General features: G+C 32.8%; 24 protein-coding genes. 17 read left to right on the forward strand and 7 right to left on the reverse strand.

Annotation, left to right across the window (positions count from 1 at the left end; all coding sequences use genetic code 11):
• Nucleotides 1-71: 71 nt before the first annotated feature.
• From AAC024_RS11225 to AAC024_RS11240, 4 genes are all read right to left on the reverse strand, one after another.
• The gene (locus AAC024_RS11225; RefSeq protein WP_339895486.1) at nucleotides 72-362 is read right to left on the reverse strand and encodes a type II toxin-antitoxin system RelE/ParE family toxin; all 291 of its coding nucleotides are present in this window, start codon (nucleotides 360-362) and stop codon (nucleotides 72-74) included.
• A complete protein-coding gene (locus AAC024_RS11230) occupies nucleotides 349-606 on the reverse strand; it encodes a type II toxin-antitoxin system ParD family antitoxin (protein WP_339895487.1) in 258 nt (85 codons plus the stop codon). The genes AAC024_RS11225 and AAC024_RS11230 overlap by 14 nt, the downstream gene beginning before the upstream one ends.
• A 644-nt stretch (nucleotides 607-1,250) precedes the next feature.
• Nucleotides 1,251-1,778, reverse strand: a complete 528-nt coding sequence (locus tag AAC024_RS11235) for a hypothetical protein (protein ID WP_339895488.1) — start codon at nucleotides 1,776-1,778, stop codon at nucleotides 1,251-1,253.
• A 219-nt stretch (nucleotides 1,779-1,997) separates the two neighbouring features.
• Nucleotides 1,998-3,740 carry a tetratricopeptide repeat protein gene (locus tag AAC024_RS11240; protein ID WP_339895489.1) on the reverse strand — a complete coding sequence of 581 codons (1,743 nt, stop codon included), beginning with the start codon at nucleotides 3,738-3,740 and terminating at the stop codon, nucleotides 1,998-2,000.
• A 584-nt stretch (nucleotides 3,741-4,324) separates the two neighbouring features.
• Here AAC024_RS11240 and AAC024_RS11245 point away from each other — a divergent pair.
• From AAC024_RS11245 to AAC024_RS11270, 6 genes are read left to right on the forward strand one after another with little or no spacing between them, the layout of a single operon-like run.
• The gene (locus tag AAC024_RS11245) at nucleotides 4,325-4,909 is read left to right on the forward strand and encodes a TetR/AcrR family transcriptional regulator (RefSeq protein WP_339895490.1); all 585 of its coding nucleotides are present in this window, start codon (nucleotides 4,325-4,327) and stop codon (nucleotides 4,907-4,909) included.
• 1 nt (nucleotide 4,910) lies between these two features.
• Nucleotides 4,911-5,576: an NAD(P)H-binding protein gene (locus AAC024_RS11250; RefSeq protein ID WP_339895491.1), complete on the forward strand. Its 666-nt coding sequence runs from the start codon at nucleotides 4,911-4,913 to the stop codon at nucleotides 5,574-5,576.
• A gap of 16 nt (nucleotides 5,577-5,592) precedes the next feature.
• Nucleotides 5,593-6,225 (forward strand): NAD(P)H-dependent oxidoreductase, encoded by a 633-nt coding sequence (locus AAC024_RS11255; protein ID WP_339895492.1) that lies wholly within the window; start codon nucleotides 5,593-5,595, stop codon nucleotides 6,223-6,225.
• 11 nt (nucleotides 6,226-6,236) lie between these two features.
• Complete coding sequence (locus tag AAC024_RS11260; protein WP_339895493.1) at nucleotides 6,237-7,235, forward strand: NADP-dependent oxidoreductase; 999 nt, start codon at nucleotides 6,237-6,239, stop codon at nucleotides 7,233-7,235.
• 27 nt (nucleotides 7,236-7,262) lie between these two features.
• Nucleotides 7,263-8,423, forward strand: coding sequence for an iron-containing alcohol dehydrogenase (locus AAC024_RS11265; RefSeq protein ID WP_339895494.1), 1,161 nt, complete (start codon nucleotides 7,263-7,265; stop codon nucleotides 8,421-8,423).
• Between the two features lie 8 nt (nucleotides 8,424-8,431).
• Nucleotides 8,432-9,238 (forward strand): type 1 glutamine amidotransferase domain-containing protein, encoded by an 807-nt coding sequence (locus tag AAC024_RS11270; protein WP_339895495.1) that lies wholly within the window; start codon nucleotides 8,432-8,434, stop codon nucleotides 9,236-9,238.
• 133 nt (nucleotides 9,239-9,371) lie between these two features.
• Here the strand turns inward: AAC024_RS11270 and AAC024_RS11275 are convergent, their stop codons facing one another.
• Nucleotides 9,372-10,583 carry an acyl-CoA dehydrogenase family protein gene (locus tag AAC024_RS11275; protein ID WP_339895497.1) on the reverse strand — a complete coding sequence of 404 codons (1,212 nt, stop codon included), beginning with the start codon at nucleotides 10,581-10,583 and terminating at the stop codon, nucleotides 9,372-9,374.
• 563 nt (nucleotides 10,584-11,146) lie between these two features.
• Between AAC024_RS11275 and thiE the strand changes: the two genes are divergently transcribed.
• Both thiE and AAC024_RS11285 read left to right on the forward strand, forming a co-directional pair.
• A complete protein-coding gene (thiE, locus tag AAC024_RS11280; RefSeq protein ID WP_339895498.1) occupies nucleotides 11,147-11,791 on the forward strand; it encodes a thiamine phosphate synthase in 645 nt (214 codons plus the stop codon).
• 579 nt (nucleotides 11,792-12,370) lie between these two features.
• Nucleotides 12,371-14,557, forward strand: coding sequence for an amino acid permease (locus AAC024_RS11285; protein WP_339895499.1), 2,187 nt, complete (start codon nucleotides 12,371-12,373; stop codon nucleotides 14,555-14,557).
• A gap of 70 nt (nucleotides 14,558-14,627) precedes the next feature.
• On the opposite strand, the gene AAC024_RS11290 is transcribed toward AAC024_RS11285, so the two are convergent.
• Complete coding sequence (locus AAC024_RS11290; protein WP_339895500.1) at nucleotides 14,628-15,302, reverse strand: NAD(P)H-dependent oxidoreductase; 675 nt, start codon at nucleotides 15,300-15,302, stop codon at nucleotides 14,628-14,630.
• 241 nt (nucleotides 15,303-15,543) lie between these two features.
• Between AAC024_RS11290 and AAC024_RS11295 the strand changes: the two genes are divergently transcribed.
• The 3 genes from AAC024_RS11295 to AAC024_RS11305 all read left to right on the forward strand — a co-directional run bounded on the left by AAC024_RS11295 (nucleotide 15,544) and on the right by AAC024_RS11305 (nucleotide 18,942).
• Nucleotides 15,544-15,912 (forward strand): helix-turn-helix domain-containing protein, encoded by a 369-nt coding sequence (locus AAC024_RS11295; protein WP_339895501.1) that lies wholly within the window; start codon nucleotides 15,544-15,546, stop codon nucleotides 15,910-15,912.
• 201 nt (nucleotides 15,913-16,113) lie between these two features.
• A complete protein-coding gene (locus tag AAC024_RS11300) occupies nucleotides 16,114-18,333 on the forward strand; it encodes a hypothetical protein (protein ID WP_339895502.1) in 2,220 nt (739 codons plus the stop codon).
• Between the two features lie 99 nt (nucleotides 18,334-18,432).
• Nucleotides 18,433-18,942: a hypothetical protein gene (locus AAC024_RS11305; protein WP_339895504.1), complete on the forward strand. Its 510-nt coding sequence runs from the start codon at nucleotides 18,433-18,435 to the stop codon at nucleotides 18,940-18,942.
• An 84-nt stretch (nucleotides 18,943-19,026) separates the two neighbouring features.
• On the opposite strand, the gene AAC024_RS11310 is transcribed toward AAC024_RS11305, so the two are convergent.
• Nucleotides 19,027-19,827, reverse strand: a complete 801-nt coding sequence (locus tag AAC024_RS11310; protein ID WP_339895505.1) for a hypothetical protein — start codon at nucleotides 19,825-19,827, stop codon at nucleotides 19,027-19,029.
• Nucleotides 19,828-20,074: 247 nt separating this feature from the next.
• Between AAC024_RS11310 and AAC024_RS11315 the strand changes: the two genes are divergently transcribed.
• From AAC024_RS11315 to AAC024_RS11340, 6 genes are all read left to right on the forward strand, one after another.
• The gene (locus tag AAC024_RS11315) at nucleotides 20,075-20,413 is read left to right on the forward strand and encodes a DUF6249 domain-containing protein (RefSeq protein WP_339895506.1); all 339 of its coding nucleotides are present in this window, start codon (nucleotides 20,075-20,077) and stop codon (nucleotides 20,411-20,413) included.
• Between the two features lie 6 nt (nucleotides 20,414-20,419).
• Nucleotides 20,420-20,974 (forward strand): sigma-70 family RNA polymerase sigma factor, encoded by a 555-nt coding sequence (locus AAC024_RS11320; RefSeq protein WP_339895507.1) that lies wholly within the window; start codon nucleotides 20,420-20,422, stop codon nucleotides 20,972-20,974.
• A gap of 1 nt (nucleotide 20,975) precedes the next feature.
• Entirely contained in the window at nucleotides 20,976-21,314 is a 339-nt protein-coding gene (locus AAC024_RS11325; RefSeq protein WP_339895508.1) for a hypothetical protein, read from the forward strand.
• A complete protein-coding gene (locus AAC024_RS11330; protein ID WP_339895509.1) occupies nucleotides 21,311-22,897 on the forward strand; it encodes a serine hydrolase in 1,587 nt (528 codons plus the stop codon). The genes AAC024_RS11325 and AAC024_RS11330 overlap by 4 nt, the downstream gene beginning before the upstream one ends.
• A 366-nt stretch (nucleotides 22,898-23,263) precedes the next feature.
• Nucleotides 23,264-24,022: a slipin family protein gene (locus AAC024_RS11335; RefSeq protein WP_339895510.1), complete on the forward strand. Its 759-nt coding sequence runs from the start codon at nucleotides 23,264-23,266 to the stop codon at nucleotides 24,020-24,022.
• A gap of 75 nt (nucleotides 24,023-24,097) precedes the next feature.
• Nucleotides 24,098-24,667 (forward strand): Crp/Fnr family transcriptional regulator, encoded by a 570-nt coding sequence (locus AAC024_RS11340; protein WP_339895511.1) that lies wholly within the window; start codon nucleotides 24,098-24,100, stop codon nucleotides 24,665-24,667.
• Nucleotides 24,668-24,708: the final 41 nt, after the last annotated feature.

The following is a 24,708-nucleotide window of genomic DNA, read 5'->3' on the forward strand; positions in this document are numbered from 1 at the left end:
CATTATATAAAATGTCTTTGTAACATTAAAAACGTGAGTTTTATTGTAATTTTTTAGAGAAAAATCTATAATTATAAATTATTATCGTAATCCATACTTTGATTTAGCACTCGTACAATCAAAATATCAATATATGTAGCCAAATAAAAAATTGTATGAGATTTATAAGAAAATCTTTTTAAAGACAATACAAATTCTGATGCATCTCTTCCAAGATTTATGTTATCTGATAGAACTTGAAAGATATCGTGTATTCCAAATAAATATGCTTGCGCCTGTTTTAATCCAAATGTTTCAATTCCATATTCGTACATTTTGGTAAGATCACTTTCGGCTTTTACTGATACTTTATAAACGCCCATCTGCTCGCATACGTTTTTCGACGTCTTTCATGATATCTGGGACAGATTTATTGCTAATGCCGCTTTCCATACCTTCTGTTATGGCTGCTTTTAGTGCAGAAAATTTAGCGTTTTTTGCCTGATCACGTCTTACTAAATCACGAAGATATTCACTATCATTAGTAAATTCTCCATCTGTAATTCGTGATTTTATCCACTTATCTTGTTTTTTAGTAAATGTTATTGTTTTTCTAATTGTAGACATATATCTTTTATCTTTGTTTAAATAATCATACTATTGGTGTAATTTAGTGTATTAGATTGAATAATACAAAACTATGGAGTCTTAATTTTATGTTTTTAGTAATTATTCCCATTCCACACACATTCCACCTAGCTCTTATCGTCGCTTCGTAAAAAGTGTGTTCCATTAACATTGTAGAAGAAACATTTGGTAATAAATTTTTTCAAGAAACTAAAAATTTAAATGCCTTACATGGCATTTATTTTTAAACACAATTTCCAACCGCTTTGCCAGCGCCAAAAAAATGTTAGCTTTTAAATGTCATTGAAATTCTCTTACCTGCCTGTCGGCTGACAGGTTCAAGAAAATGTCGTTGTAATTTTTTTTGGCGTTCTAGTGAACTTGCGATAAAGAAGATAAAACACTAGCAACAGATAAACTTCGTTTTGTATTTAAAACTAATCATCCACCGGATAATCTGTTTTAAATAGTCTATACACTTGTTATATTTAGAAATAGATGGATATAGAACAGGCTTCAATTTCAATTTTAATATTCAACTATTTTTTAGAATGAAAATAAAATAGCAGATAGATTTTACCATTAATCTATCTGCTACTACACACATAACGTGTATCATCAATTGGTGGTTGTTAGCTTATGACTTACATACTATAATCAGTCGTATTTATTTTAACGGTTTTCTTATTTCTTCCATTTTTTAACAGCACTTTATAAATGATATTAGTTGAACCATTTTCTGAATAATTAATGGAACACTGAATTTTATTGAATTCCCATCCTGGATATTTTTTCGATAGATCTTTGCTGATTACATATGGCAATCTGATGTTCTCAAATTCACCTTTGCTGCTTAGTATATTTCCTTCCTGATTGTAAACTGTTACAATCTTATTACAGCCTTCTTTAAAAACGACCTCATAAGTTGAAGGATCGCTGGCCTCAAAAATTGATTTAGATCTAAGGTCATAATTAGCTACAATTTTTTGAAATTTTTGAATACGAGAAGACATATCTTCTTTAGAAAATGCCGAAATAAAATCAGAGTTTTTAACTGTTTTACTTCGTTTTACGGGTACATAAGAATTAGAAGTTAAAACAACTGCTAATTGTTGAGAAAATGTTAGGTTGGTTAGCCCTAAAATAAATAAACCAAAAAGAAACTTTTTCATGTTTAGAAATATTAAGTTATTTAATGAGTAAAAACATGCTATTAATTAATTATTTTAGGGAAATTAACTCGTAAATATAAATTACGATTTGTTCTTTTTAATGTTTCGCTAAACTAGTTATAAAAAGTTGAAAACAAGCAATTTGACCCATAGACAAACAATAGACAGTTATAGTGAGAACTCATGTAAAATGTAGAATATACAGTATTTTTTATGTGATTATAAACTTTGGATAAAATCGTCCAAATTATCCGCTTCAGACAAATTTAGTTTCTTTCTGAGACGGTACCTGCTTGTATTTAATGAAGATAATGTGATGTTTTGAAGCGTCGCAATTTCATGACTATCTATTTTTAGGCGAATTAACGAGCATAATCTCACATCTGTTTTCGATAATTTTGGAAAGGTCTCTTTCAAATTTTTATAAAATGAATCACTCAACTCATCTACTTTTTTGTAAAACTCCTTAGTATTGTTATCGAAGGAAATTTTATTATGAAGTTCTTGTTCAAAATCGTCAAACTTTTTTTTACGCGCACGTCCTGTGGTTTGCTTTAAAATGCTGAGCTTTTTCGACAATTCTTTAGCCCATTCTTGGCTTTGAGATAAATTGATAGCAAAATCTGATAAATCTCTTTTCTTAGAATCAATTTCTGAATATAACTGTTTGTTTTTTAGAAACGCAAGTTCTAAATCTTGCTCCGCTATTAGTTGATTGTTTTTGGCAATAATAATATGCCCTCTTCTACGTAAATATAAAGCAATTAAAAATCCAATTAGTGATATTGCAGCTATAGATATAATCCATAGATTCAACTTTTGAGTTTTAATTTCACTTTCTTTATGTTGTTTTTCTAATTCATAACTTATTCTGAACCGTTCAAATGTAAGGTCATTTATGGACTGGCTCATGGTGTTTTTTCTATCTACTGCAACATTGGTAATGCTGTCTGAGAAGTGCTCCAGTTCTTTTGAAACCTGATATGCCTTTTCTATGTTTTTTTGGTTAATTCTTAATAACTCTTCTGCCTTCATATATTCAAGCTTGGCATCCGGGAAAACATCAATTTTGTTACCAAACTCTTTAACAATAACTTCAAGTCTATAAAAAACGTCTTCCGCATCGTTTAAATGCCCTAACCTTAAACTCGTTGTAATAAATTGTAAACCAGCACTAATTAAACGAGGTATATCTACTTCTAAAGGATTTTCAATCCCAACGGAATTGCCCTTATTATACGGATATGAAGTCTGTTCATAAAAATCAAAATTCTCACGATACAGCTTCTTGGCTTCTATTAGCTTATTTTTTTTAAGGTATAAATCGGCAATATTATCTCTTATACTACCATTTAAATGATGATTGGGAAAAGCTTCCCTTGTTATGTCATAAGCATTATTAAAATAAATAAGCGCACTATCTAAATCCCTTTTTGTTAGATAGAAAAAAAGACCATAATTATTTATGGCAGAAGGATAAAATACTGTTTTATCAACTTTCGTAAACTTTATATTGTTTTTATATTGAATTACAGCGCTATCTAAATATGATAATTTTGAATAAAGATTCCCCAGAGAGCTATATGCATAAGAAACGCTGCCTATTTTTTGCTTTTTGTCATACGTACTAAGTTCAGGTTCTTTACTATGGTAATAATTTAAAAAGTCTTTATAAGATTTCACGGATTCTTTTAGTAAACCTAGTGATTTAAAGGTATAGCCAGAACTCATATAATATTCAAATAAGTAGGTGTCTTTACTCTTAATTAATGGAATTAAATCTAATTGTTGAAAATAATGGGATAGAAATTGGTCAAATTTTTGTTCGTTAAAAGCAAGCTTCATAGAATCTGAGTGTGCCTTATGCAATTGATAAGCTTCATCTTCAGAGATAATTTGCGCATTACTTATTGAAGCAGATAAAGAAAAAAAAATAACAAAAAAAAGCTTTAAAAATTTCAAGTTTGTGGATATTATTTTGCTCTCTAATATACGTAATTTACAAAAAGAAACTATTATTACATAAGCAATAAGTATTACCATTATTAGTCTTGACAATAAAATTAATTGCTGCTCTCCCGCGTTCAAGTTTGGAAACTTTAATTTGCGCTTTATTAAGCTCTAACGTCATAAACTTTAATGCGTTTTTAGTCACAGTATTCATAGATAACAAGATACATTTTTAAGTTTCATTATCATTTTCTCTTGATACGCCATTAAATTTATAGATTGAGAATTTTTTAATTTTTGAACGAGTTGGTGGGTTGGGGAAACAAATAAATTGATGCTTTAACGCATGTTATTTGTTAAAATTAAATTTTTTTTAAAGTAATCTGTTTAGTACATGACAAAAATATAAAAGTGTCACATTGAGCGCAGTCGAAATGCTTTTGAATACGATATTTCCAATGTCTTCAACTGCGCTCAGATTGACATCCGATATATTATCAATTTTTGTCATGTACTCAGAGTAATCTGTTATAAATTTATGTTAAATAAAAGAATGAACATTCATTTTTATATATCTTTGTATAAATAAAAATATAATGGCTAAACTTCAAAAAAGCATAGACAAACGTAATGCACTTATAAAAGCAACCATTGAATTGGTAAACAACAACGGTTTTCATGCAACACCTATGAGTAAAATTGCTAAAATGGCAAATGTCTCTCCTGCTACCATTTATTTGTATTTTGAAAATAAGCAGGACTTAGTAAACAAAACATACATAGAAGTAAAAGCAGCATACACAAAATATGCATTCGCCACTTATAATGAAGAAATGACTGTGGAAGAAGGTTTTGAGATTATTTGGAAGCGTATCGCAGATTTTAAGCTAAATGAATGCGAAAACGCCATGTTTTTAGCGCAATGTGATAACACCCCAATGATTGACGAACCTAGTAGACTAGAAGGTATTAAGCATTTACAACCCCTACTCGACCTTTGGGAACGTGGTAAAAAAGAAGGCATTATAAAACCGATATCAGATTATCTATTGTATGCGTATTCCATAAACCCATTGTCTTTTTTGATGATGGCTCAAAAACGTGGGGCTTTTCAGTTAGATAAAACACATATAGAAGAAGCGTACCAATCTGCTTGGAGCAGTATAAAGGTTGGTAAATAAGATGAAAAAAACAGCTATTATATTAGGTGCTACAGGCTTAACCGGTTCTATTTTACTTCAAAAATTAATTGAAGATGAACGCTATGACACCATCAAATTGTTTTCGCGTTCAAAAACGGAAGGCTTACCTAATAAAGTAAAACAGTATATAGGTAATCTATTAGAATTAGAACAATTTAAAGAAGATTTCATCGCAGACGAAGTGTATTGTTGCATTGGTACAACATCAAAAAAAACACCTAATAAAACGCTTTACAAACAAATAGATTATGGTATTCCTGTAACTGCCGCTAAGCTTTCAAAAGAAAACAATATACCTACTTTTTTAGTAATTTCAGCATTGGGAGCAAATAAAAAAAGCAGCGTGTTTTACAACAAAACAAAAGGAGACATGGAACACGATGTGTTGCAGCAAAACATAAAAAACACGATTATTTTAAGACCTTCATTAATTGGAGGTGAACGTAACGAACGTAGAATATTAGAAAAAATAGGCTTGGTGGTGTTTAAAATAATACAGCCATTATTTATAGGGAAATTAAAAAAATACAAAATAATTAATGCTGAAAGTATCGCGCAAGCCATGATACATTTAGCAAATAATAAAAGTAATGCCGAAGTAATAATGACTTCAAACGACATAAAGAAAATCGCATTAAATAACTAAAAACAAGATAGATTATATGGAATTATTAGACAAATTAAACTGGAGATACGCTACAAAGGCAATGAATGGTAAAAAAGTAGCCGAAGATAAAATAGAACGCATTCTAGAAGCTGCTCGTTTAGCACCAACATCAAGTGGTTTACAACCTTTCGAGATTTTTGTAATTAAAAATCAAGAGGTTAAAGAAAAAATTAAACCTGTAGCTTGGAACCAATCTGTCATTACAGACTGTTCCCACTTACTTGTTTTTGCTGCCTGGGATACCTATACCACAGATAGAATCAACCACATGTTCGATTTAACAAACGAGATTCGCGGATTTAAAAACGAAGGTTGGGAAAATTACCGCGGCATGTTATTAAATTCGTATCCTCAAAAAGATGCAGAAGAAAATTTCAACCATGCTGCGAAACAAGCATATATCGCCTTTTCTCAAGCCATTACTGCTGCAGCTTATGAAGGTGTAGATGCCACACCTTTAGAAGGTTTTGATCCAGATGCTGTAGATAAAATTTTAGGTTTACGCGAAAAAGGATTGCGAAGTGCCGTTTTATTGCCATTAGGTTATAGAAAAGAAGGTGAAGATTGGTTAGTAAATCTTGCAAAAGTTAGAAAACCTATGGAAGAATTGGTAACTGTAATAGACTAAAAAAGATTATCATGATAAAGACTATTTTACTAAAAAACAGACCTGAAGGAAAACCTTCCTTGTCAGATTTTGAATTTGTTATTGAAGATTCTAATCTGAAAATTAGTGAAGGTGAAATACTTCTAGAAACAATTTACGTCTCTGTAGACCCTTATTTAAGAGGAAGAATGCGCGATGCTAAATCGTACATTCCGCAGTTTGAGTTAAACAAACCAATACAATCTGGTGTTATTGCTAAAGTACTCGAATCTAAAAACGAAAAATTTGCAGTTGGCGATTTTGTTTCTGGCATGTTAAGCTGGAAAACAAAACAAGTATCTACTGGCGAAGGGCTTATTAAAGTGGACGGTTCTAAAGCGCCTTTAAGTGCGTATTTAGGTGTTTTAGGAATGACAGGTTTAACAGCCTATCTAGGTTTAAACGAAATAGGTAAACCGGTTACGGGCGAAACACTTGTTGTTTCGGGAGCTGCTGGTGCTGTTGGAAGTGTTGTGGGACAAATAGGAAAAATTCTTGGCCTTAGAGTCGTTGGAATTGCTGGTACAGATGAAAAAATAGAGATGCTTAAAACCAAGTTTGGTTTTGATGCTGGAATCAATTACAACACAAGTAAAAACCTAGTAGCAGACCTTGCCAAAGCGGCACCAAATGGTGTAGACCTTTATTTTGACAATGTTGGCGGACCCATTTCCGATGCTGTGTTATTCAATATCAATACATTCGCAAGACTAATTATATGTGGCGCCATTTCTGTTTATAACAATACAGAATTGCCAAAGAGTGTCAGTGTGCAACCATTTCTAATAAAAAACAGTGCTTTAATGCAAGGTTTTATTGTGTTTAATTATGCTGAAAAGTTTCCGGATGCCATGAAACATTTATCGGGTTGGTTAGCAGAAGGTAAATTAACATACACAGAAACTATCGTTGATGGTTTTGATAACATACCAAAAGCTTTTATCGATTTATTTGAAGGAAAAAATAAAGGAAAAATGATCGTTAAAATTTAAATTTTACAACAAACAAAGAGCAAGAAGATGAACAATTTTGAATTTAAAAACCCTACCAAAATTATATTTGGAAAAGACACCATAGAAAAACTAGAAAATGAAATCCCCGAAGATGCCAAAGTATTATTACTTTATGGAGGAGGAAGTATCAAGAAAAACGGAATTTACGATCAAGTAAAAACAGCTTTAGCAAACGTAGATGTTATTGAATTTGGAGGTATTCCAGCTAATCCAGAATATGCAGTATTAATGGACGCTTTAAAAGTCATTAAAGACGAAAATATTACCTATTTATTAGCCGTTGGTGGTGGTTCTGTAATAGATGGCACTAAATTTTTATCTGCTGCAGCGTTATTTGAAGGCGATACCCCTTGGGATATTTTAGCCAACAACATCAGAACCGAAAAAGGAATGCCTTTTGGCACTGTGCTAACTTTACCAGCAACAGGGTCTGAAATGAATTCTGGAGCGGTAATTACAAGAGCAGAAACCAAAGAAAAATTAGCCATGGGTGGACCAGGTTTATTTCCTGAGTTTTCCATATTAGACCCGCAAGTAATTACGTCTATTCCAGAACGTCAATTAGCAAATGGTTTAGCAGATGCTTTTACACACGTTTTAGAGCAATACATGACCTATCCAATTGGTGCATTATTGCAAGATCGTTTTGCCGAAAGCATTTTACAGACCTTAATTGAAGTGGCTCCTAAAGTATTGAAAGATCCAACAGATTATAAAGCGACTTCAAATTTTATGTGGAGTTGTACAATGGCTTTAAACGGATTAATTCAAAAAGGAGTGCCTACGGATTGGGCTGTTCATGCTATGGGACATGAATTAACCGCTTTATTTGGTATCGATCACGCGCGTACCTTAGCCGTAATTACACCAAGCCATTACAAGTTTAATTTTGAAACTAAAAAAGAAAAATTAGCACAATATGGCGAACGTGTTTGGAATATTACTGAAGGAAATATAGATGATAAAGCTTATGCTGCGATTGAAAAAACTGAAGCTTTTTTCCATGAATTAGGCATCGATACAAAACTATCTGATTATGCAAAGCACTACGAAGGAACTGCTGAAGAAATCGCAAAACGATTTACAAATCGTGGTTGGACAGGATTAGGCGAGCATCAATCCTTATCACCAGATAAGGTTGAAAAAATTGTAAAAATGGCTTACTGATTTCGAGTATGAAAATATTAAAAACATTAGCATTAGTGCTAACTACTATTACAGCTTCAAGTTGTAAAAAAGTTAAAAATGAAACACCTTCTGAAAACGTTTCAGAAGAAAAAATAGGATTTAAAAAACAAGAAGAAATGAACATATTATTTGTATTAACGTCTCATGATAAATTAGGAGAAACCGGAAAGAAAACAGGATTTTGGGTTGAAGAATTTGCAAACCCATATTACACCTTATTAGATAAAGGAGCAACTATTACCATTGCAACTCCAAAAGGAGGCGCTGCACCAATAGATCCAAGTAGTGATTCGCCAGATGCAGCAACAGAAGATACAGAACGTTTTAATAATGATGCCGAAGCAAAAGAAAAAATAGCAAACACAAAAGTATTATCAGCTATGAATCCAGACGATTTTGACGGGGTATTTTATCCAGGTGGACATGGTCCATTATGGGATTTGGCAAACGATAGAATTTCTATTGCTTTAATTGAAAAATTTAATAGTCAAGCTAAACCAATTGCTTTTGTATGTCATGCTCCTGCTGCTTTAAAAGGTGTAAAAAATACTAATGGTACACCTTTAGTAAAAGGAAAAAAAGTAACAGGATTTACAAATAGCGAAGAAGCTGCAGTTGGACTTACAGATATAGTCCCATTTTTAGTAGAAGATATGTTGAATGCAAATGGCGGAATCTATTCTAAAAAAGACGATTGGGCAGCTTATGCTATTCAAGATGGTAATTTAATTACAGGTCAAAACCCTGCTTCTTCTGAGTTAGTTGCCGAAAAATTGTTACAAAGTTTAAAATAATAATTATATCTAAAGAGGAGGTCTAAAAAATCAGTTTTATAGTAAATTGTCACATTGAGTCCAGTTGCAATGCATTGAAAATCAAAATTATAATGTTTTCTACTGGACTCAAAATGACAACTAGAAAAACTTTTCAGACTCCCTCTTTACTATTTTTTTTCGTGGCTTTCATCTGTTGAAACAATTCTTTAAACATTCCACGAGCGATTAACAATTTCATGATTTCATTGGTTCCAGCATAAATTCTGGCTACCCTATTATCGGCATACATACGAGCAATTGGGTAATCCCACATATAACCATAACCTCCAAATAATTGCAGGCATTCATCTACCACTTTACCGTGCATTTCTGTTGCCGAATACTTCGCTATTGAAGCACTTTCTGCAGTTAGCCTATGATCTGCTAATAATAGTGTACAACGATCTAAAAAAGCTTGATGCACTTGTAATTGTGAAGCACATTCGGCCAATTTAAATTGTGTGTTTTGAAATCCGGCAATGGGTTGCTTAAAGGCGGTTCTTGTAGAGGTATATTCAATAGTTTTTTCGATGGCTCCTTGAGCGCCACCAATAGCATTTAGCGCTACTGTTAAACGTTCTCTAGCCAATTCTGTCATCATAATCTTGAAACCTAATCCTTCGTCTCCTAATAAATTTTCTTTTGGAACTTTTACATTATCAAAAAATAATTCGCAGGTATCCTGGGCTTTCATACCTATTTTCTTGAAAGGAATGCCCTTTTCAAAACCTTCATAATCACTTTCCATAATCAATAAAGACACGCCTTCTTCCGCTGTTCCAGTATTGGTTTTTACGGCTACTATGGACATATCACTCATATAACCATTTGTAATAAAGGTTTTTTGTCCATTTACCAAATAATGATTTCCCTTATTTACTGCTGTTGTTTTGATAGCTTGAAGATCACTACCACAGTTTGGTTCGGTCATACCAAGGGATGTAATGAGTTGCCCAGTAGCCATTATTGGTAGATATTTTTGCTTTTGCGCTTCGGTACCATACTTTAAGAGATATGGAGCTATAATATCTGAATGCAATGAAAAACCTGGTCCATTGACGCCTTCTTTTGCCAATTCTTCTATGAATAAAGCGCTAAAGCTGAAATCCAAACCAGTGCCACCATAGTGTTCAGGCATATCAATGCAAAGTAAACCTAATGCTCCGGCACGTTCCCAGATTTCTCGACTCACCATACCATTTTTTTCCCATGCATCTGTTTGATCAATAATTTCATTGTTGATGAAATCCTGTATCATTTTTTGCATCATTTTATGTTCTTCTGATGCGTATATTTCGCGTTCTAATAAAACATTTTGTAACATATAACCTGATCTTTTTATTTATTAATTCTTATAAAATATGATGATTCTTCTAGCTTTTATCAAGGTGTAAAATATTGTAATTAAAGTTAAGCATTACTTAATGAGTTTTAGCGGGAGATTTTTATTTTTTTTAGAGTTAATTTCTATTTTATTAAAAATTCCATATTTAACACAATGTAAGCTTTAATTTTATACTTAGTGTCTGGACGGAAACACAGCAAAATTAAATTTGTTTCTTTTTGCGCCCTTTCAGTTTATTTTTAATCGCTTGATACTAAGGCATCAACTCATAAAAACTAAACAAAAATGACATCAAAAATAATTCAAATTATAAAAATCGTCTGTTTCCGTCCAGACACTACTTAGTAAAATATCTCAGAGTGTTTAGTTTTTCATAAGAATCCTTTGTAATTAGGTAATTATAATAGTCGTATTTTTGCTTTGCATTTCATTTTAATATGCTGTACAGATCTTATACTTTGGCGAGTAATCTTTTATTAGAAAAACTTAGAAGATGCCCCTAAAAACGAAAAAATGTATATTATATAACAAGAAACTAAAACATGATTATACCTAAACTACATTATATCTCTCAGGGAAGTTCTCCAAAAGAGCATCTTGAAAACATCCAAAAAGCTTGTACATCTGGTGTAGAATTAGTGCAATTACGTTTAAAAAATGTTTCAGAAAAAAAAATTTTAAAGTTTGCCGCAGCCGCTAGAGAAATCACATCGCATTTTCAAACCAGATTAATTATTAACGATCATTATAAAATAGCAAAAGCCATTAAAGCAGATGGTGTACATTTAGGAAAAACAGACACTTGTCCTACTATAGCCAGAACCCAATTATACACTTGGCAAATTATTGGCGGAACAGCAAATACCTTACAAGATTGCGAAACATTAATTGCTAAAGACGTCGATTATATTAGTTTAAGCCCCTTTAGATTTACAACAACAAAAGACAATTTAAGTCCGGTTTTGGGTTTAAACGGTTATACTGCTATTATAGAAGCCCTAAAAACTGAAACACCAATTATTGGTTTTGGAGGTATAACCAAGGAAGATGTTACAGACCTATTAGAAACGGGGATTTCTGGAATAGCTGTATCTGGAGAAATTACCAGAAATTTTGATTCTATAAGAACCTTTAACCAATTACTAAAAGCATCTTCAACAGAAGAGCAACGCCATACATTTACATAAAACATGTACAATTTTATATTTTTACAATAAAGAGAAATAGCCTTTAAAAAGGGTTAAGCTTTTATATAGTGATTATTCTATAAATAAAGACAAGATTGTTTATGCTAAAATTGGTCACTCAACAAAGTCTCAAACACTCTATGTTTATATCATTTTTGTGAACATTAATTATTAATTCCATTCCATACACATTATGCTTTCCTCATTATCTTGTCACATAAAAAAGGACTCCATTAACATTGCAAAAGAAACTTTTGAGAACAATTTTTTTCAAGATATTATAGTACATTTTTAATTATAGATTATCAGTGGATGATTCATCATTAAATAAATATTCCTTCTAACATGGCGTATAATACTTGAGCAGCTATAATTCTATACTATGTAAATATCCGCTACCAAACCTACCTACCAGCAGGCTGGCGATCGATTATTTTTAGACACAATTAGCCAAAGTTTACCAGCGCATTGTAAAATGCTTCACTTATAGTTAACCCTTCTAAAGCATGTAAATACATTAAAAAGATTAACTATATTCACTCAGTCTTTAGTGGACATTCTGAAAAAAAGACAAAAATAATGACCGAAAAAAAGAAATATAGAACATTTGAAGGCGTTTTTACACCATCAATATTAACCATCTTAGGTGTAATAATGTACATGCGTTTAGGTTGGGTTGTTGGTAATGCCGGCCTCTTTGGTGCTATCATAATTATAATTATTGCGCACGTTATTGCAGTTACAACAGGTTTAAGTATATCGTCAGTGGCGTCTGATAAAAAAATTGGCGCTGGCGGTATTTATTACGTGTTATCACGAAGTATGGGCATCCCTTTTGGAGGCTCCATAGGCATCGCATTATATGTTGGAACCGCTTTTTCAATTGCCTTATATTTGGTTGGATTTGCTGAAAGTCTTAATGGTTATTTTGGTTTTGGCATGTCCATTAATGATATTAGATTAACAGGCACCCTTGCATTAATAGCACTTACGGTTTTGGCCTTGATAAGTACCTCGGTTGCACTTAAAGCACAATTTTTTATTCTTGCAGCCATTGCCATTTCATTAATTTCTATTTTTTTGGGAACCTCTGAAAATGCGCCCGAAGCGGTACATTTATTTTCTGATGGAGGGGCGGTGCCATTAGAAGTTGTATTTGCCGTATTTTTTCCCGCTGTTACTGGTTTTACTGCGGGTATTGCCATGAGTGGGGATTTAAAAAATTCAAAGAAATCAATTCCTTTAGGAACGTTATCAGCTATTGGAGTAGGTTTAGTCATTTATCTCGGACTTGCAATTTTTATAGCATTTAACGTTAATTCTGAAGTACTAAAAACAGATTATAACTTTTTAATGAAAATGGCACTTTTTACGCCGGCAGTTGTTGCGGGTATATGGGGCGCTACGTTATCTTCAGCTTTAGGAGGTATTCTAGGAGGACCAAGAATTTTACAAGCCATGTCAATAGACAAGGTAACACCAAAAATATTTGGTAAAGGAAAAGGTGTCAATAACGAACCTGTAAATGCTTTGTTTATGGTTTTTATCATTGCAGAAGCTGGGATTTTAATAGGAGAATTAGATGTTATTGCACGTGTGGTTTCCATGTTTTACTTAACCGCCTATGGTTTTATCAACATTTCATATTTTCTGGAAAGTTGGGCAAATCCAGATTTTCAACCCACATTCAAAATTAAACGTTGGATAGGGCTGCTTGGTTTTATAGCCAGTTTTGCGGTCATGTTTAAGTTGGATATGATGGCCATGATTGGTGCTTTTGGTATTGTTGCCTTGTTATATTTTGGGTTGCAGCGCAAAGAAGTGAAGTTACAATCCAATGATGTTTGGCGAAGTGTTTGGGAAAATGTGGTGAACAAAGGATTGAAAAAAATTGATGCTCAGGTTAATGATGAAAACTCAAATTGGAACCCGAATATTATTCTGTTCAGCGGAGCGAGTAAACACCAATCTTATTTATTAGAATTGTGTAAGACCATTTCTGGGCGAACAGGAATTGTGACAAACTTCAAACTTATTTTGGATAAGGAAAATACGAAGCCTTTAAAAAGAACCGAACAAGTCATTAGAGATGATACATTCACAGACCTTGGGATTTTTGCAAGACAAGTGAAAGTTGATAATATCTACACCGGCATCATCAATATCGCCACTACTTTTGGGTTTTCAGGAGTTGAACCGAATTCCATAATGATGGGTTGGCCTAAAGGTTTGGAAAATTCGGAAGAATATTCTCAAATGACACAAACCTTGTTGTATTTAGATTATAATTTATTGTACTTGGATTTCGATAGAAAGAAAAAATTTGGTAAGTATCGCACAGTAGATTTATGGTGGCGTGAAACCGATAGCAAGAATGCTGAAATGATGCTGAATATTGCACGATTTATTATTGCTTCTCCAAGATGGAACGACACAAAAATAAGAGTTTTGTTTGTAAACAATAACAATGTGAATGTTGATATTGTGCATTCTAAAATTTCAGAACTTGTTGAAGATTTAAGGGTAAATGTTGAAATAGAAATCATCAATAATGCGGTGGAACAGGAACCTTTTTATAGTTTGATTAAGCAACATTCCGAAACCACTGATTTAACCATAATTGGCATACCTAATTACAAGATTGAAAAGCAAGCAGAATTTGTACTTAAAACCAATGATTTATTTGAAACTATAGGATCAACCCTATTAGTTAAGGCTGCAAATAATTTTAACGTCCTTGATTTAGATTTTATCAAGGACGAATAACTTAATTTAATTCGTATTCACGAAACTTGTTTCTTGATTTAGCAAAAAAAAATGTTTACGCGCTCCACTCCTATTTCCAAGTAATAATTTCTTGAAAATGGCGTCTTGTTTTTGCATGAGGTGGTTCAGCCTTTCTATATCCAAATGCCACCATAAACGATAAACCATATTTATCGGTATCAATACCAAATTTTTCTTTTAATAAAGCTTCTGTTTTTTCTTGGTGAAACCCTTCAATTGGGCAGCTATCAATACCTGTTAATGCAGCAGAAGTCATCATGTTAGCTAAAGCAATATAAGTTTGTTTTGAAGCCCAATCAAATAATTTTTTATCAGTATCTAAATCAAAATCGCTTTCTTGAAATTCTCTATAAAATTTAGAGTACATGTCAATAGCTTCCTCTGGTAATTGTTTTACTTCTTTCATCATGTGCATAATATAATCTGCATCGTGTTTTACCATGGGTGCTTTCATACTTAAACCTAAAACAAAATGACTTGCCGTATCTAATTTTAAAGGCGCTCCCCATGCTACAGGTTTTAATAACTCACGCAATGCTTTATCTTGAACCACAACAAAATGCCAAGGTTCAAAACCAAATGAACTTGGTGATAGATTTGCTGTTTTTAGAATAAAATTTATATCATCATCAGACACTTTTTTAGTGTTATCAAATTCTTTAGTAGCGTGTCTATATTGAAACGCATTAATGATGTCTTCTTTTGCAATGTTTGGTGTATTCATTTAATCTAATTTTCTGTTTTAGGAATTCATTTAACTTTACTATCAAAAGTATAGTGACAAAAGTATATATAGTTTTAGTTTCTCACAATAACGGTCAAAAATGATAGTATCTTATTTTTTGATAAAAATTTCATATAATGTTGATAACAAGAATTTTATGATTTAATAAATATACTATAAAAAGTATAGTTGTGTAATTAATTATAGTATTGTAGCTTTGTCTAAATTGATAGAGTTACTTATGGACATAGAACATAAAAAACGACTTATAAAATATAACGACAAACTGTTTTCGTGTACCACTAGTATTGCCATGGAATTAATTGGTGGCAAATGGAAAAGTGTGATTTTAATTTATCTGATAGATGGTAAAAAACGCTATAATGAATTGTATAAATTAATTTCAACTATCACAGAGCGTACTTTAAGTTTACAATTAAAAAAACTAGAACAAGATGGATTAATAACACGACGCGTATATACTAAAAAACCACCTTTAAAAGTAGAATATGCTTTAACACCTTTGGGCGAAACTTTAGCACCTGTACTCACATCAATTGCGCAATGGGGGAAAACTGTAGCTGATGAAAAAGGTGAAATTATAGAATGAACAAGTAAGATACTTTTTAAACAATCCCATTCCAATCCAATTACGCTTTTCTCCTATAACGCGATACATTATCGTAAAACAAAGTTTAACGTGATTATTAATATCACCAATTAGCAAGCTGCAAATTCTATACTAATTAAAATTTCACATTTAAATAAACATTATCTTTAACAGTAAGCGATTAAGCAACTTACATAGAAGATGAACAAGGCGCCACATAAATTTGGTACGTTTCTAGGTGTATATACGCCCAGTATATTGACTATACTTGGCTTGATTATGTATTTAAGATTTGGTTGGGTAGTTGGAAATGTTGGTCTAATAAAAACCATTGTTATTGTTTTAATGGCCAGTTCTATAACGTTTATAACTGGTTTAAGCGCTTCCGCTATTGCTACTAATATTAAAGTTGGTGTTGGTGGCGAATATTATATGATTTCACGAAGTCTTGGTTTAGAAGCTGGTGGTGCCATTGGGATTCCTTTATATTTATGTAGGACTTTAAGCGTTACCTTCTATTGTTATGGTCTTTCAGAAGCCATATTGGTATTATGGCCAGTAACTCAAAGTATTTTACCTTCAAATGCATTACAAGGTCTGACTATTGCTTTTATTGTTTTAGTGACTATGCTCTCTGGTAAAAGTGCAAAACTCGTTTTAAAATCTCAAATCCCAATTATGATTATTGTTGGGGCATCCATTATAGCTTTAATTATTGGTGTCCTAAGTCAAGACATACATGCACCCATTATAGAATCGACTTATAGAACGGCACCTGAAGGTTTTTGGTATGTATTTGCCGTATTTTTTCCGGCAGTTACAGGGTTTACAGCTGGAATTGGCTTAAGTGGTGATTTGAAAGACCCAAAAAAATCGATTCCTAAAGGCACACTTGCTGCAGTGATTTCTGGTGCCATAATCTATCTTATCATTCCATTACTTTTGGCAATAACTGGGGCATTAACCTTGGAGCAAATGGCAGACCCTGATGCAGGTGTCACTATTTGGACTCGCCTTGCAATTTTTGGACCATGGATAGTTTATCCTGCCGTTTGGGGTGCTGTATTATCATCTGCTTTTGGAAGTATTTTGGGCGGACCAAGAATTCTTCAAGCATTATCTATGGATGGTTTGATGCCAAAATTTTTATCCAAGCTATCAAAGTCAGGTCAGCCTACTATTGCCACATGGATAAGTGGTATTATAGCCATAGCTGCCGTTTTTCTTGGCGGATTAAATACCATTGCACAATACGTATCTGTTCTGTTTTTAACACTTTATGTCGCTGTTAATGTTAGTGCTGCTGTGGAGCAACTCATTAAAGAACCTTCTTATCGACCAAAAATACATGTGCCTTGGTTTGTATCCCTTTTGGGTGCTTTAGCTGCCATGGTCGTTATGTGGTTAATCAATCCACTGGCCTTCATTTTTGCTCTTGGTCTAGAGGCTGTTATTCTTATCTATTTAGTAAGTAAAAAGCTGGAACAACAATGGGGAGACGCTTCTACTGGAATATGGATGCATTTGGGTAGATATGCATTACTTCGATTGAATACTATAAAAGTACATAGCAGAAACTGGCGCCCCATTATAGTTCTATTTATTCATGAATTAAAAGGTCAGATGCCATTAATTAAATTAATGGAAATGCTTGGGCAAAATAGTGGCTTATTAACCATTTCGAAACTAATTACTTTTGAGGATAAAGAAGAATTAAAAAGACGCAACTTTATTGCCTTTGAAATGCAAAAAGAATTAGCAAAAGAAGGGTTGCAGGCTTTAACCGAAGTGAATGTTGTTAACGATTTAAAGCAAGGCATATTACAGGTGGCCGCTTCACATGGTATTGCAGGTATTAAAACCAATACCGTAGTATTTGGTTGGGCTAGTACCTTAGAAGGCAAGATTCAGGAATTACAAATTGTTAATAATCTTGAGGCTTCAGGCAAGAATGTTTTAATTGCACATTTCAACAGTCCATTTACTGAACACCCAGATAAGCGCATTGATATATGGTGGCGTGGTCAAGATAGAAATGGCGACTTGATGCTACTACTCTCCTATTTAATTCGATTGAATAGAAAGTGGAAGAAGGCTGTAATACATATTTTTTCGATTGCAGATTCTGAAAAAGAAAAATTCGTGATGGAACGTCTTATCCAATTTTCAATTAATGAAGCGCGAATTGATGCTAAAATTCACGTACTAATAAAAGACAGTGAGGACATTGCTGGCACGCTAATAAGAAATAGTCAAGCGGCCGACATTGTGTTTTGTGGATTAGCCAGAGGTAATGGTACTTTCGAGAAACGTACGGAAATTATAGAACGTATTGTGAATAGTTTAAAGGTTGTTGTGTTTACACAGAATAATGGTATGGAGAATGATATTCCTGTAATTTTTAGTTTGACAAAGACATAGTATATCTTGTTAAGCTCGATTATTCAATTGGACTGATGACAATTATCATAAAAAGATTATATAAAGCTTGCTACATTTACTTGAAAATTAAAGTATAATATGAAAAATCAAATTAAATTATTAGTCCTAATTTTTAGCGCTTCAATATTGTTCTATTGTAAGGATAATAAAAGGTATAACACCACAGAAAATGAACAAACAAAAACAACACCAGCTACCAACCAAATGCATCCAAATTCAAAGTCTGATAAGGCGGTTGTTGATGTTATTAACATTAAAACACCAGAAAATGGAACGTCTTTAGAAGCCCTTTTTTCTAAGAAAGAATCGTTTTCAAAAAACAGCATTATCGTTAAAGGAAAAGTAACGAAAATAAACAATGGTATAATGGACAGAAATTGGATTCATATTAGTGATGGCACGCAGTTTGAAGGCAAAAAGAGTTTAACGGTAACCACTCAAGATTCTGTAAATATTGGAGATATCGTGACTTTTAAAGGTACGGTGATTTTAAATAAAGATTTTGGCCACGGTTACATTTATGACATCTTACTAGAACAAGGTCACATCATAGAACATACAATCTCGGATGAAGTTTCTGGTCATTAAAACCAAAAAAAAAGCCCAACATCACATTGGGCTTTAATACTGTAATCTATTTTATTTTTATATTATCTTAAGGTTGCATTGGTATTAGTTCAATAAAAAATCTTCTTTCTTAAAACCATTATTAAAAGTGATGTCGCTAAACGTATAGACACCAATTGGCACATAGCCCCCGGTTTCATTAGGCATAAATCCTTTTCTTACCGCAGGCACTAAAATACCATCCACTTTTTCGTAAATCAAGGTCATTTTTAATATCGGCTTTTCAATGCCCCAATCTGGTAATGAAAAATAGAACTGATCTACTAAATGCGTATCCGGGTTGAAATACAAAATGTATTCATCATTTTTTTCCTTTTTGGTAATATCGGCATCATAGATTAAGCTTACTTTATCATAAGTGATGTCGCCTACTTTTTCTGTGCCTAGATATTTGTAATTGGTTCCTGGGTCTTTTAATTTGTACATCATCGTGAACCAATAGAAATTTACTTTACGTAAAAACACTGTGCCACCAATGGCTTTTTCATCTGTTATCGCTTTGCCGTCTATGGTTAAAGCTGGTTTGTTATCTACATAAGATTGTATAGCAGTTCCTTTTGTTCCAGGCAGCACATTTAAATCATGCTGCTCATAAGACGCCCAAGAATGCTCGCCATGAAAAATATGACGTTCTGTTGACACATCTTTTCCTTTGTCAAAATTATCATATACATAATGAAATTGAACATCTTTTTTGGCTGCCAAGGCTTGGTAACCGCCATTTTCGGCTACTAGCGCCTCTAATAATGCTGCTGATTTAGCATCTGTGTTTTGCGCGTGTATTGAAAATGTAATAACGAGTGCCAATAACATACTGGCATAGGTGTTTTTTATTTGTGATTTCACGTTTATAAAGGGTTTTAGGTTAGGAGTTTATAGTATTGATTAGTGTGAAAGTCGTTATAAATTGAAGACCTTACAGTTAACGATTATAAATTATGAAACCCCTAAAAAATGGTTATCTACTCTCCTACTGCTTTAATAAAATTTCATGAGGTCGTTTTTACTCTCTTTTAAAATAATTCAATTAATCTGTATCCTTTTCTGTTTCAAGTTAATCTTAACAGTATATAACAATAAAAAACACAATATTATGAATGATTTTTTAGGCCCTGGAGCTGTATTAGCAGCCTTATTTTTATCAGCAGGATATACGGTTTACACATTTATTAAAGCGTCTCATTTAGAACGCATGGCAAAAATTGAGAAAGGTATTGACACCAATACTTTACCTAGCCAAGCTAAATTCTTAAGCTTAAAGATTGGATTGCTAATGATAGGTATCGCTTGTGGACTATTACTCGCCTATATATTAGAACAAACAACAACTATTAAGGGTGAGGTTTTTTATCCATCGTTTATGTTATTATTTGGTGGGTTAAGCCTTATTATTTCTTTTTTCTGGACAAAGAATTTAAACAAAAACCAGTAGCCTTTTATGGATACTCATTACTTAAATGAGGTAATAAAAGGCAATACAAACGCTTTTGGTTATTTCATAAAAACCTATCAAAATAAAGCTTTTGGAATCGCTATCTCTATTGTTAAGCAAGAAGATGACGCAAAAGATGTTGTACAAAACAGTTTTATCACAGCCTACTCTTCGATTTCTAAATTTAGAAATGACGCCAAATTCTCAACTTGGTTTTATAGAATAGTAGTCAATACAGGATTGCAATTTTTAGCACAGCGGAAGCGAAATACCATTAAAAATGAAGCGTCAAAATTATCTGAAACTGAAAAAACAACGTGTAATGCTGTTATTAAAAAAATGCATCAAGATGATTTAAAACATTTAGTGAAATCGGTTTTTGGAAAGATCCCTTCAAAACAAGCATTGCTCTTACAACTCTTCTACATTGACGAGTTGAGTATAGCAGAGATAGAGGTGGTAACCAACTTTACCAAACCGAATATTAAAGTGCTTTTGCACAGAGGCAGGACGAATTTTTATAACATCATAAAAAAAGAACACATTAAAAAACCCTATTAGAATGGAAGATAAAGATCAATTAAAAGAAATTTTAAGTAACATCAATAACATTAACGAACCTATTGATTTGGAAGCTTCAATTATGCAGTCTATACGTAACGAAGAGCTTACAAAACATAGGATTACAAACTATCGCAGACAGGGAATTCGTGGATTAGTCGTTTCGTTTGTACTCGATATTACACTTGTAAGCATCTATAGTTTCTCTAAAAATTTTCAAGTATTAGAAAGTACTAGCTTTAAATATACATCTATAGCGGCTTGCCTTATCCTTCTTTTTGCACAATTAGAAATAGGCGGTTTACAATTCATCAATCAAATTAAAAACAACAAATCATGAAAAATTTAAATAAACAATTCGTCTTTAGCCTTTTGGCTTTGGTATTTACAGCAACGGCTTTGAATGCTCAAATGAGCGCTGGTCAAATCGATAGTTTAGTGCTAAAAGCCATGAAAACCGTCGATCATACCGTAGGTTTCTCTATTGGTATTGTGAAAAATGGTATAATACTACATGCTAAAGGTTATGGACTAACATCAATTAAAACAAATGAAAATGTCACTGCAAATACACCTTTTGGCATTGCCTCAAACTCTAAAGCTTTTACTTCTGCTGCATTATCGATATTGGTCGATCAAGGCAAACTAAAATGGGATGATAAGGTTATAGACTATATTCCAGAATTTAAGATGTATAATGACTATGTGACGAATCATTTTAATATTCAAGATTTATTAACCCATCGGAGCGGTTTAGGATTAGGCGTTGGAGATTTAATGATTTTTCCAAATGATTCAAATTTCACTATTGGCGATGTCTTAAAGAGCTTTCAATACTTTAAGCCTACAACCCCTTTTAGAACAAAATTTGATTATGATAATCTACTATATTTAGTTGCAGGAGAACTTACAGCAAGAGTAAGTAAACAATCATGGGAATCATTTATAGATGAAAATATTATTGAAACATTAGGAATGAAAAATTCATCTGCAAGTCTTTCAAATATGGCAGATGCAACAACTATAGCTATCCCTCATGGATTTATTGAAAACAAACTAATGCCACTAGAGACAAAAAAAGGGAATACAAACATGAATGGAGCAGCTGGCGGAATATGGTCTAGTGCAACAGATATTTGTAAATGGATGCTAGCTCAATTAAATAAAGGGAAATATGGTACAGATTTAAATACTATTTTGTTTTCTGAACAGCAGCAACAAGAAATGTGGAGAATGCACACACCAATGAATAGAAAATCTGACCCACATTCACCATTCAAATCACATTTTTATGGATATGGCCTTGGTTGGTTTGTATCAGACTTTAATGGTTATTTGAAAATTGAGCATACTGGTCTAATTGCTGGAATGGCATCTGAAGTTATATTAATACCAGAATTAGAACTCGGCATTGTTTTACTAAATAATTCTGAAAAATCAGGAATGCTAAATGGGTTGATTAGTTATGCTTTGCTTGATGAGTTTTTAAATTTGAATACAGGAATTAATTGGATAGAAATGGCTTCTGGAATGCAACAGCAACGAGGAAATATGGTTGATGCTGAAACAGAAACAGTATGGCAACAAATTAATTCAAATAAAAATATAGCATGCAACAAGAAAAATTACATTGGTGTTTATGAAGATAATTGGTTTGGTAAGGTTGAAATATTTGATAACAAAGGCGATTTATGGTTCAAATCATATAAATCTCCTAGATTGAATGGTAAAATGTCCTTTTATAAAGACCATACCTTCGCCATAAAATGGGAATACCAAGATATGAATGCAGATGCATTTGCAATATTTTCATTAGATAAATATGGAAAAGCTCAAAACATTAAAATGAAAGGCATCTCTCGTTTTATCGATTTTAGTTTTGATTTTCAAGATTTAAATCTGAATAGAATAGTAAATAATTAAAATTTATTAAAAGTAGAGGAATATATTTCCATTCCACACACATTCCACTACGCTCCTATCATTGTTTACTCATGGCTTGTTGTTTTGATAAATACGAATTCGTAAAAAGAGGGTTACTCGCTTCACTTTTTAAAGATCGTATTTATAAAGCCTTCATTCTAAGCAACATTTGTCATTCAAAACCCCTTTTTTACCTAAAAATTTCGTAACTTTAAAATGAACCATAATCATCGTTTAATTGAACCTAATAAGGTCAATATGGCGATTTAATTTTAATAAAGCAAAGCACCCATAAATCACGGTATTACTTGGGTTCATTGACTTTAAAATATGCGTACAGATAGTTAACCTTTAATACATTGTATCATGACCCAGTTAGGCATTCTTTTTATCATTATCGGGGTATTTCTTCTTTCCGGTATTCGAATTGTTTTTGAATACAAAAGAGCCATTAAATTTAGATTTGGAAAATATATAACAACCTTGCAACCTGGGTTTCGATGGATTATTCCTTTTATTGAAACCATCCAAATTGTAGATATTAGAGTGATTACATTCAACATTGATTCGCAGGAAGTGATGACCGAAGATAACGTGCCTTGTAGTATAGATGGCGTTGTGTTTTTTAAGATTGTTAATCCTGAAAAAGCAGTTTTGGAAGTTGAAGAATATAAGTTTGCCATTACCCAATTGGCACAGGCTGCCCTTAGGGATGTTTGTGGTAAAGTAGAATTGGACACCATCCTTTCCAAGCGTGAGGAAATGGGTAAAAACATTAAAGAAATTGTTGAGCAAGAAACCAAAGAATGGGGTATTGAAATTAGCGATGTTAAAATAAAAGACATTCAGTTGCCCGAAAACATGCGCCGTATGATGGCAAACCAAGCAGAGGCTGAACGCTCGCGTAGAGCTAAAATTATTTTGGCCTTGGCTGAAGAGCAGGCTGCTGGCAAGTTACTTGAGGCCGGAAAACTGATAGATCAGTCGCCATCGGCTATAAAACTTCGTCTGTATCAAACCTTATCGAATATTGCTGCAGAAAAAAATTCAACCATACTCTTCCCTTTCCCAGAAGAAGTTCTGCCCGTTAAAAGAATGAAATCTAAAAAGCGTAAAAAGGCATAATCAATCACTTTATTAAGTGCTGTGAATCCTTATATTTGTGAACGCAATCCGTTCAAAAACCAGCATTAAAAAGATTTGGAACAAATAAAAGCCTACTTAGATCAAATAGCTACCATATCCAATAAAGATTGGGGTTTTTTTACATCGAAATTACAGCGTCGGGTGATTCCAAAAAAAGTTGTTTTTTTAAAACTCCATGACATAGAAAATCATATCTCCTTTATTGAATCTGGTGTGGTACGTTTATTTATTCCTAAAGAAAACCCAGAAAAAGAAATCACTTTTGGCTTTAGTTTTAAAGACCAGTTTGTTAGTGCTTATGATTCTTTTTTAACGCAGCAACCTTCAGCCTATCAATTACAAGCGCTTACAGAAACCACGCTTTTAAGTATTACCTATGAGGATTTGCAAGACGTTTATAAGAATACCCAAATTGGAAATCTTATTGGCAGATTAACCGCAGAACGTCTCTTTTTATTGAAATCTAAGCGTGAACAAAACTTATTGAATCTTACTGCAGAGGAACGCTACATGAAATTGTTTAAAGAGCGTCCAGAGCTTTTAATGGTGATTCCGTTGAAATACATCAGTTCTTATATTGGTGTTACTGCACAGGCGTTAAGCAGGATTAGAAAACGGTTGTAAACTGAGGTCGAATAATAATTGTTGTCCAGCAAAAGAATCAA

It is taken from the genome of uncultured Algibacter sp., from assembly GCF_963976535.1.
Lineage (GTDB): Bacteria > Bacteroidota > Bacteroidia > Flavobacteriales > Flavobacteriaceae > Algibacter_B.

What these genes read in the sequence shown, in the direction of transcription:
- AAC024_RS11225 (WP_339895486.1), bottom strand. Translation starts at nt 362, where the DNA reads ATGGGCGTTTATAAAGTATCAGTAAAAGCCGAAAGTGATCTTACCAAA.
- AAC024_RS11230 (WP_339895487.1), bottom strand. Translation starts at nt 606, where the DNA reads ATGTCTACAATTAGAAAAACAATAACATTTACTAAAAAACAAGATAAG.
- AAC024_RS11235 (WP_339895488.1), bottom strand. Translation starts at nt 1,778, where the DNA reads ATGAAAAAGTTTCTTTTTGGTTTATTTATTTTAGGGCTAACCAACCTA.
- AAC024_RS11245 (WP_339895490.1), top strand. Translation starts at nt 4,325, where the DNA reads ATGGCTAAACTTCAAAAAAGCATAGACAAACGTAATGCACTTATAAAA.
- AAC024_RS11250 (WP_339895491.1), top strand. Translation starts at nt 4,911, where the DNA reads ATGAAAAAAACAGCTATTATATTAGGTGCTACAGGCTTAACCGGTTCT.
- AAC024_RS11255 (WP_339895492.1), top strand. Translation starts at nt 5,593, where the DNA reads ATGGAATTATTAGACAAATTAAACTGGAGATACGCTACAAAGGCAATG.
- AAC024_RS11260 (WP_339895493.1), top strand. Translation starts at nt 6,237, where the DNA reads ATGATAAAGACTATTTTACTAAAAAACAGACCTGAAGGAAAACCTTCC.
- AAC024_RS11265 (WP_339895494.1), top strand. Translation starts at nt 7,263, where the DNA reads ATGAACAATTTTGAATTTAAAAACCCTACCAAAATTATATTTGGAAAA.
- AAC024_RS11270 (WP_339895495.1), top strand. Translation starts at nt 8,432, where the DNA reads ATGAAAATATTAAAAACATTAGCATTAGTGCTAACTACTATTACAGCT.
- AAC024_RS11275 (WP_339895497.1), bottom strand. Translation starts at nt 10,583, where the DNA reads ATGTTACAAAATGTTTTATTAGAACGCGAAATATACGCATCAGAAGAA.
- thiE (WP_339895498.1), top strand. Translation starts at nt 11,147, where the DNA reads ATGATTATACCTAAACTACATTATATCTCTCAGGGAAGTTCTCCAAAA.
- AAC024_RS11285 (WP_339895499.1), top strand. Translation starts at nt 12,371, where the DNA reads ATGACCGAAAAAAAGAAATATAGAACATTTGAAGGCGTTTTTACACCA.
- AAC024_RS11290 (WP_339895500.1), bottom strand. Translation starts at nt 15,302, where the DNA reads ATGAATACACCAAACATTGCAAAAGAAGACATCATTAATGCGTTTCAA.
- AAC024_RS11295 (WP_339895501.1), top strand. Translation starts at nt 15,544, where the DNA reads ATGGACATAGAACATAAAAAACGACTTATAAAATATAACGACAAACTG.
- AAC024_RS11300 (WP_339895502.1), top strand. Translation starts at nt 16,114, where the DNA reads ATGAACAAGGCGCCACATAAATTTGGTACGTTTCTAGGTGTATATACG.
- AAC024_RS11305 (WP_339895504.1), top strand. Translation starts at nt 18,433, where the DNA reads ATGAAAAATCAAATTAAATTATTAGTCCTAATTTTTAGCGCTTCAATA.
- AAC024_RS11315 (WP_339895506.1), top strand. Translation starts at nt 20,075, where the DNA reads ATGAATGATTTTTTAGGCCCTGGAGCTGTATTAGCAGCCTTATTTTTA.
- AAC024_RS11320 (WP_339895507.1), top strand. Translation starts at nt 20,420, where the DNA reads ATGGATACTCATTACTTAAATGAGGTAATAAAAGGCAATACAAACGCT.
- AAC024_RS11325 (WP_339895508.1), top strand. Translation starts at nt 20,976, where the DNA reads ATGGAAGATAAAGATCAATTAAAAGAAATTTTAAGTAACATCAATAAC.
- AAC024_RS11330 (WP_339895509.1), top strand. Translation starts at nt 21,311, where the DNA reads ATGAAAAATTTAAATAAACAATTCGTCTTTAGCCTTTTGGCTTTGGTA.
- AAC024_RS11335 (WP_339895510.1), top strand. Translation starts at nt 23,264, where the DNA reads ATGACCCAGTTAGGCATTCTTTTTATCATTATCGGGGTATTTCTTCTT.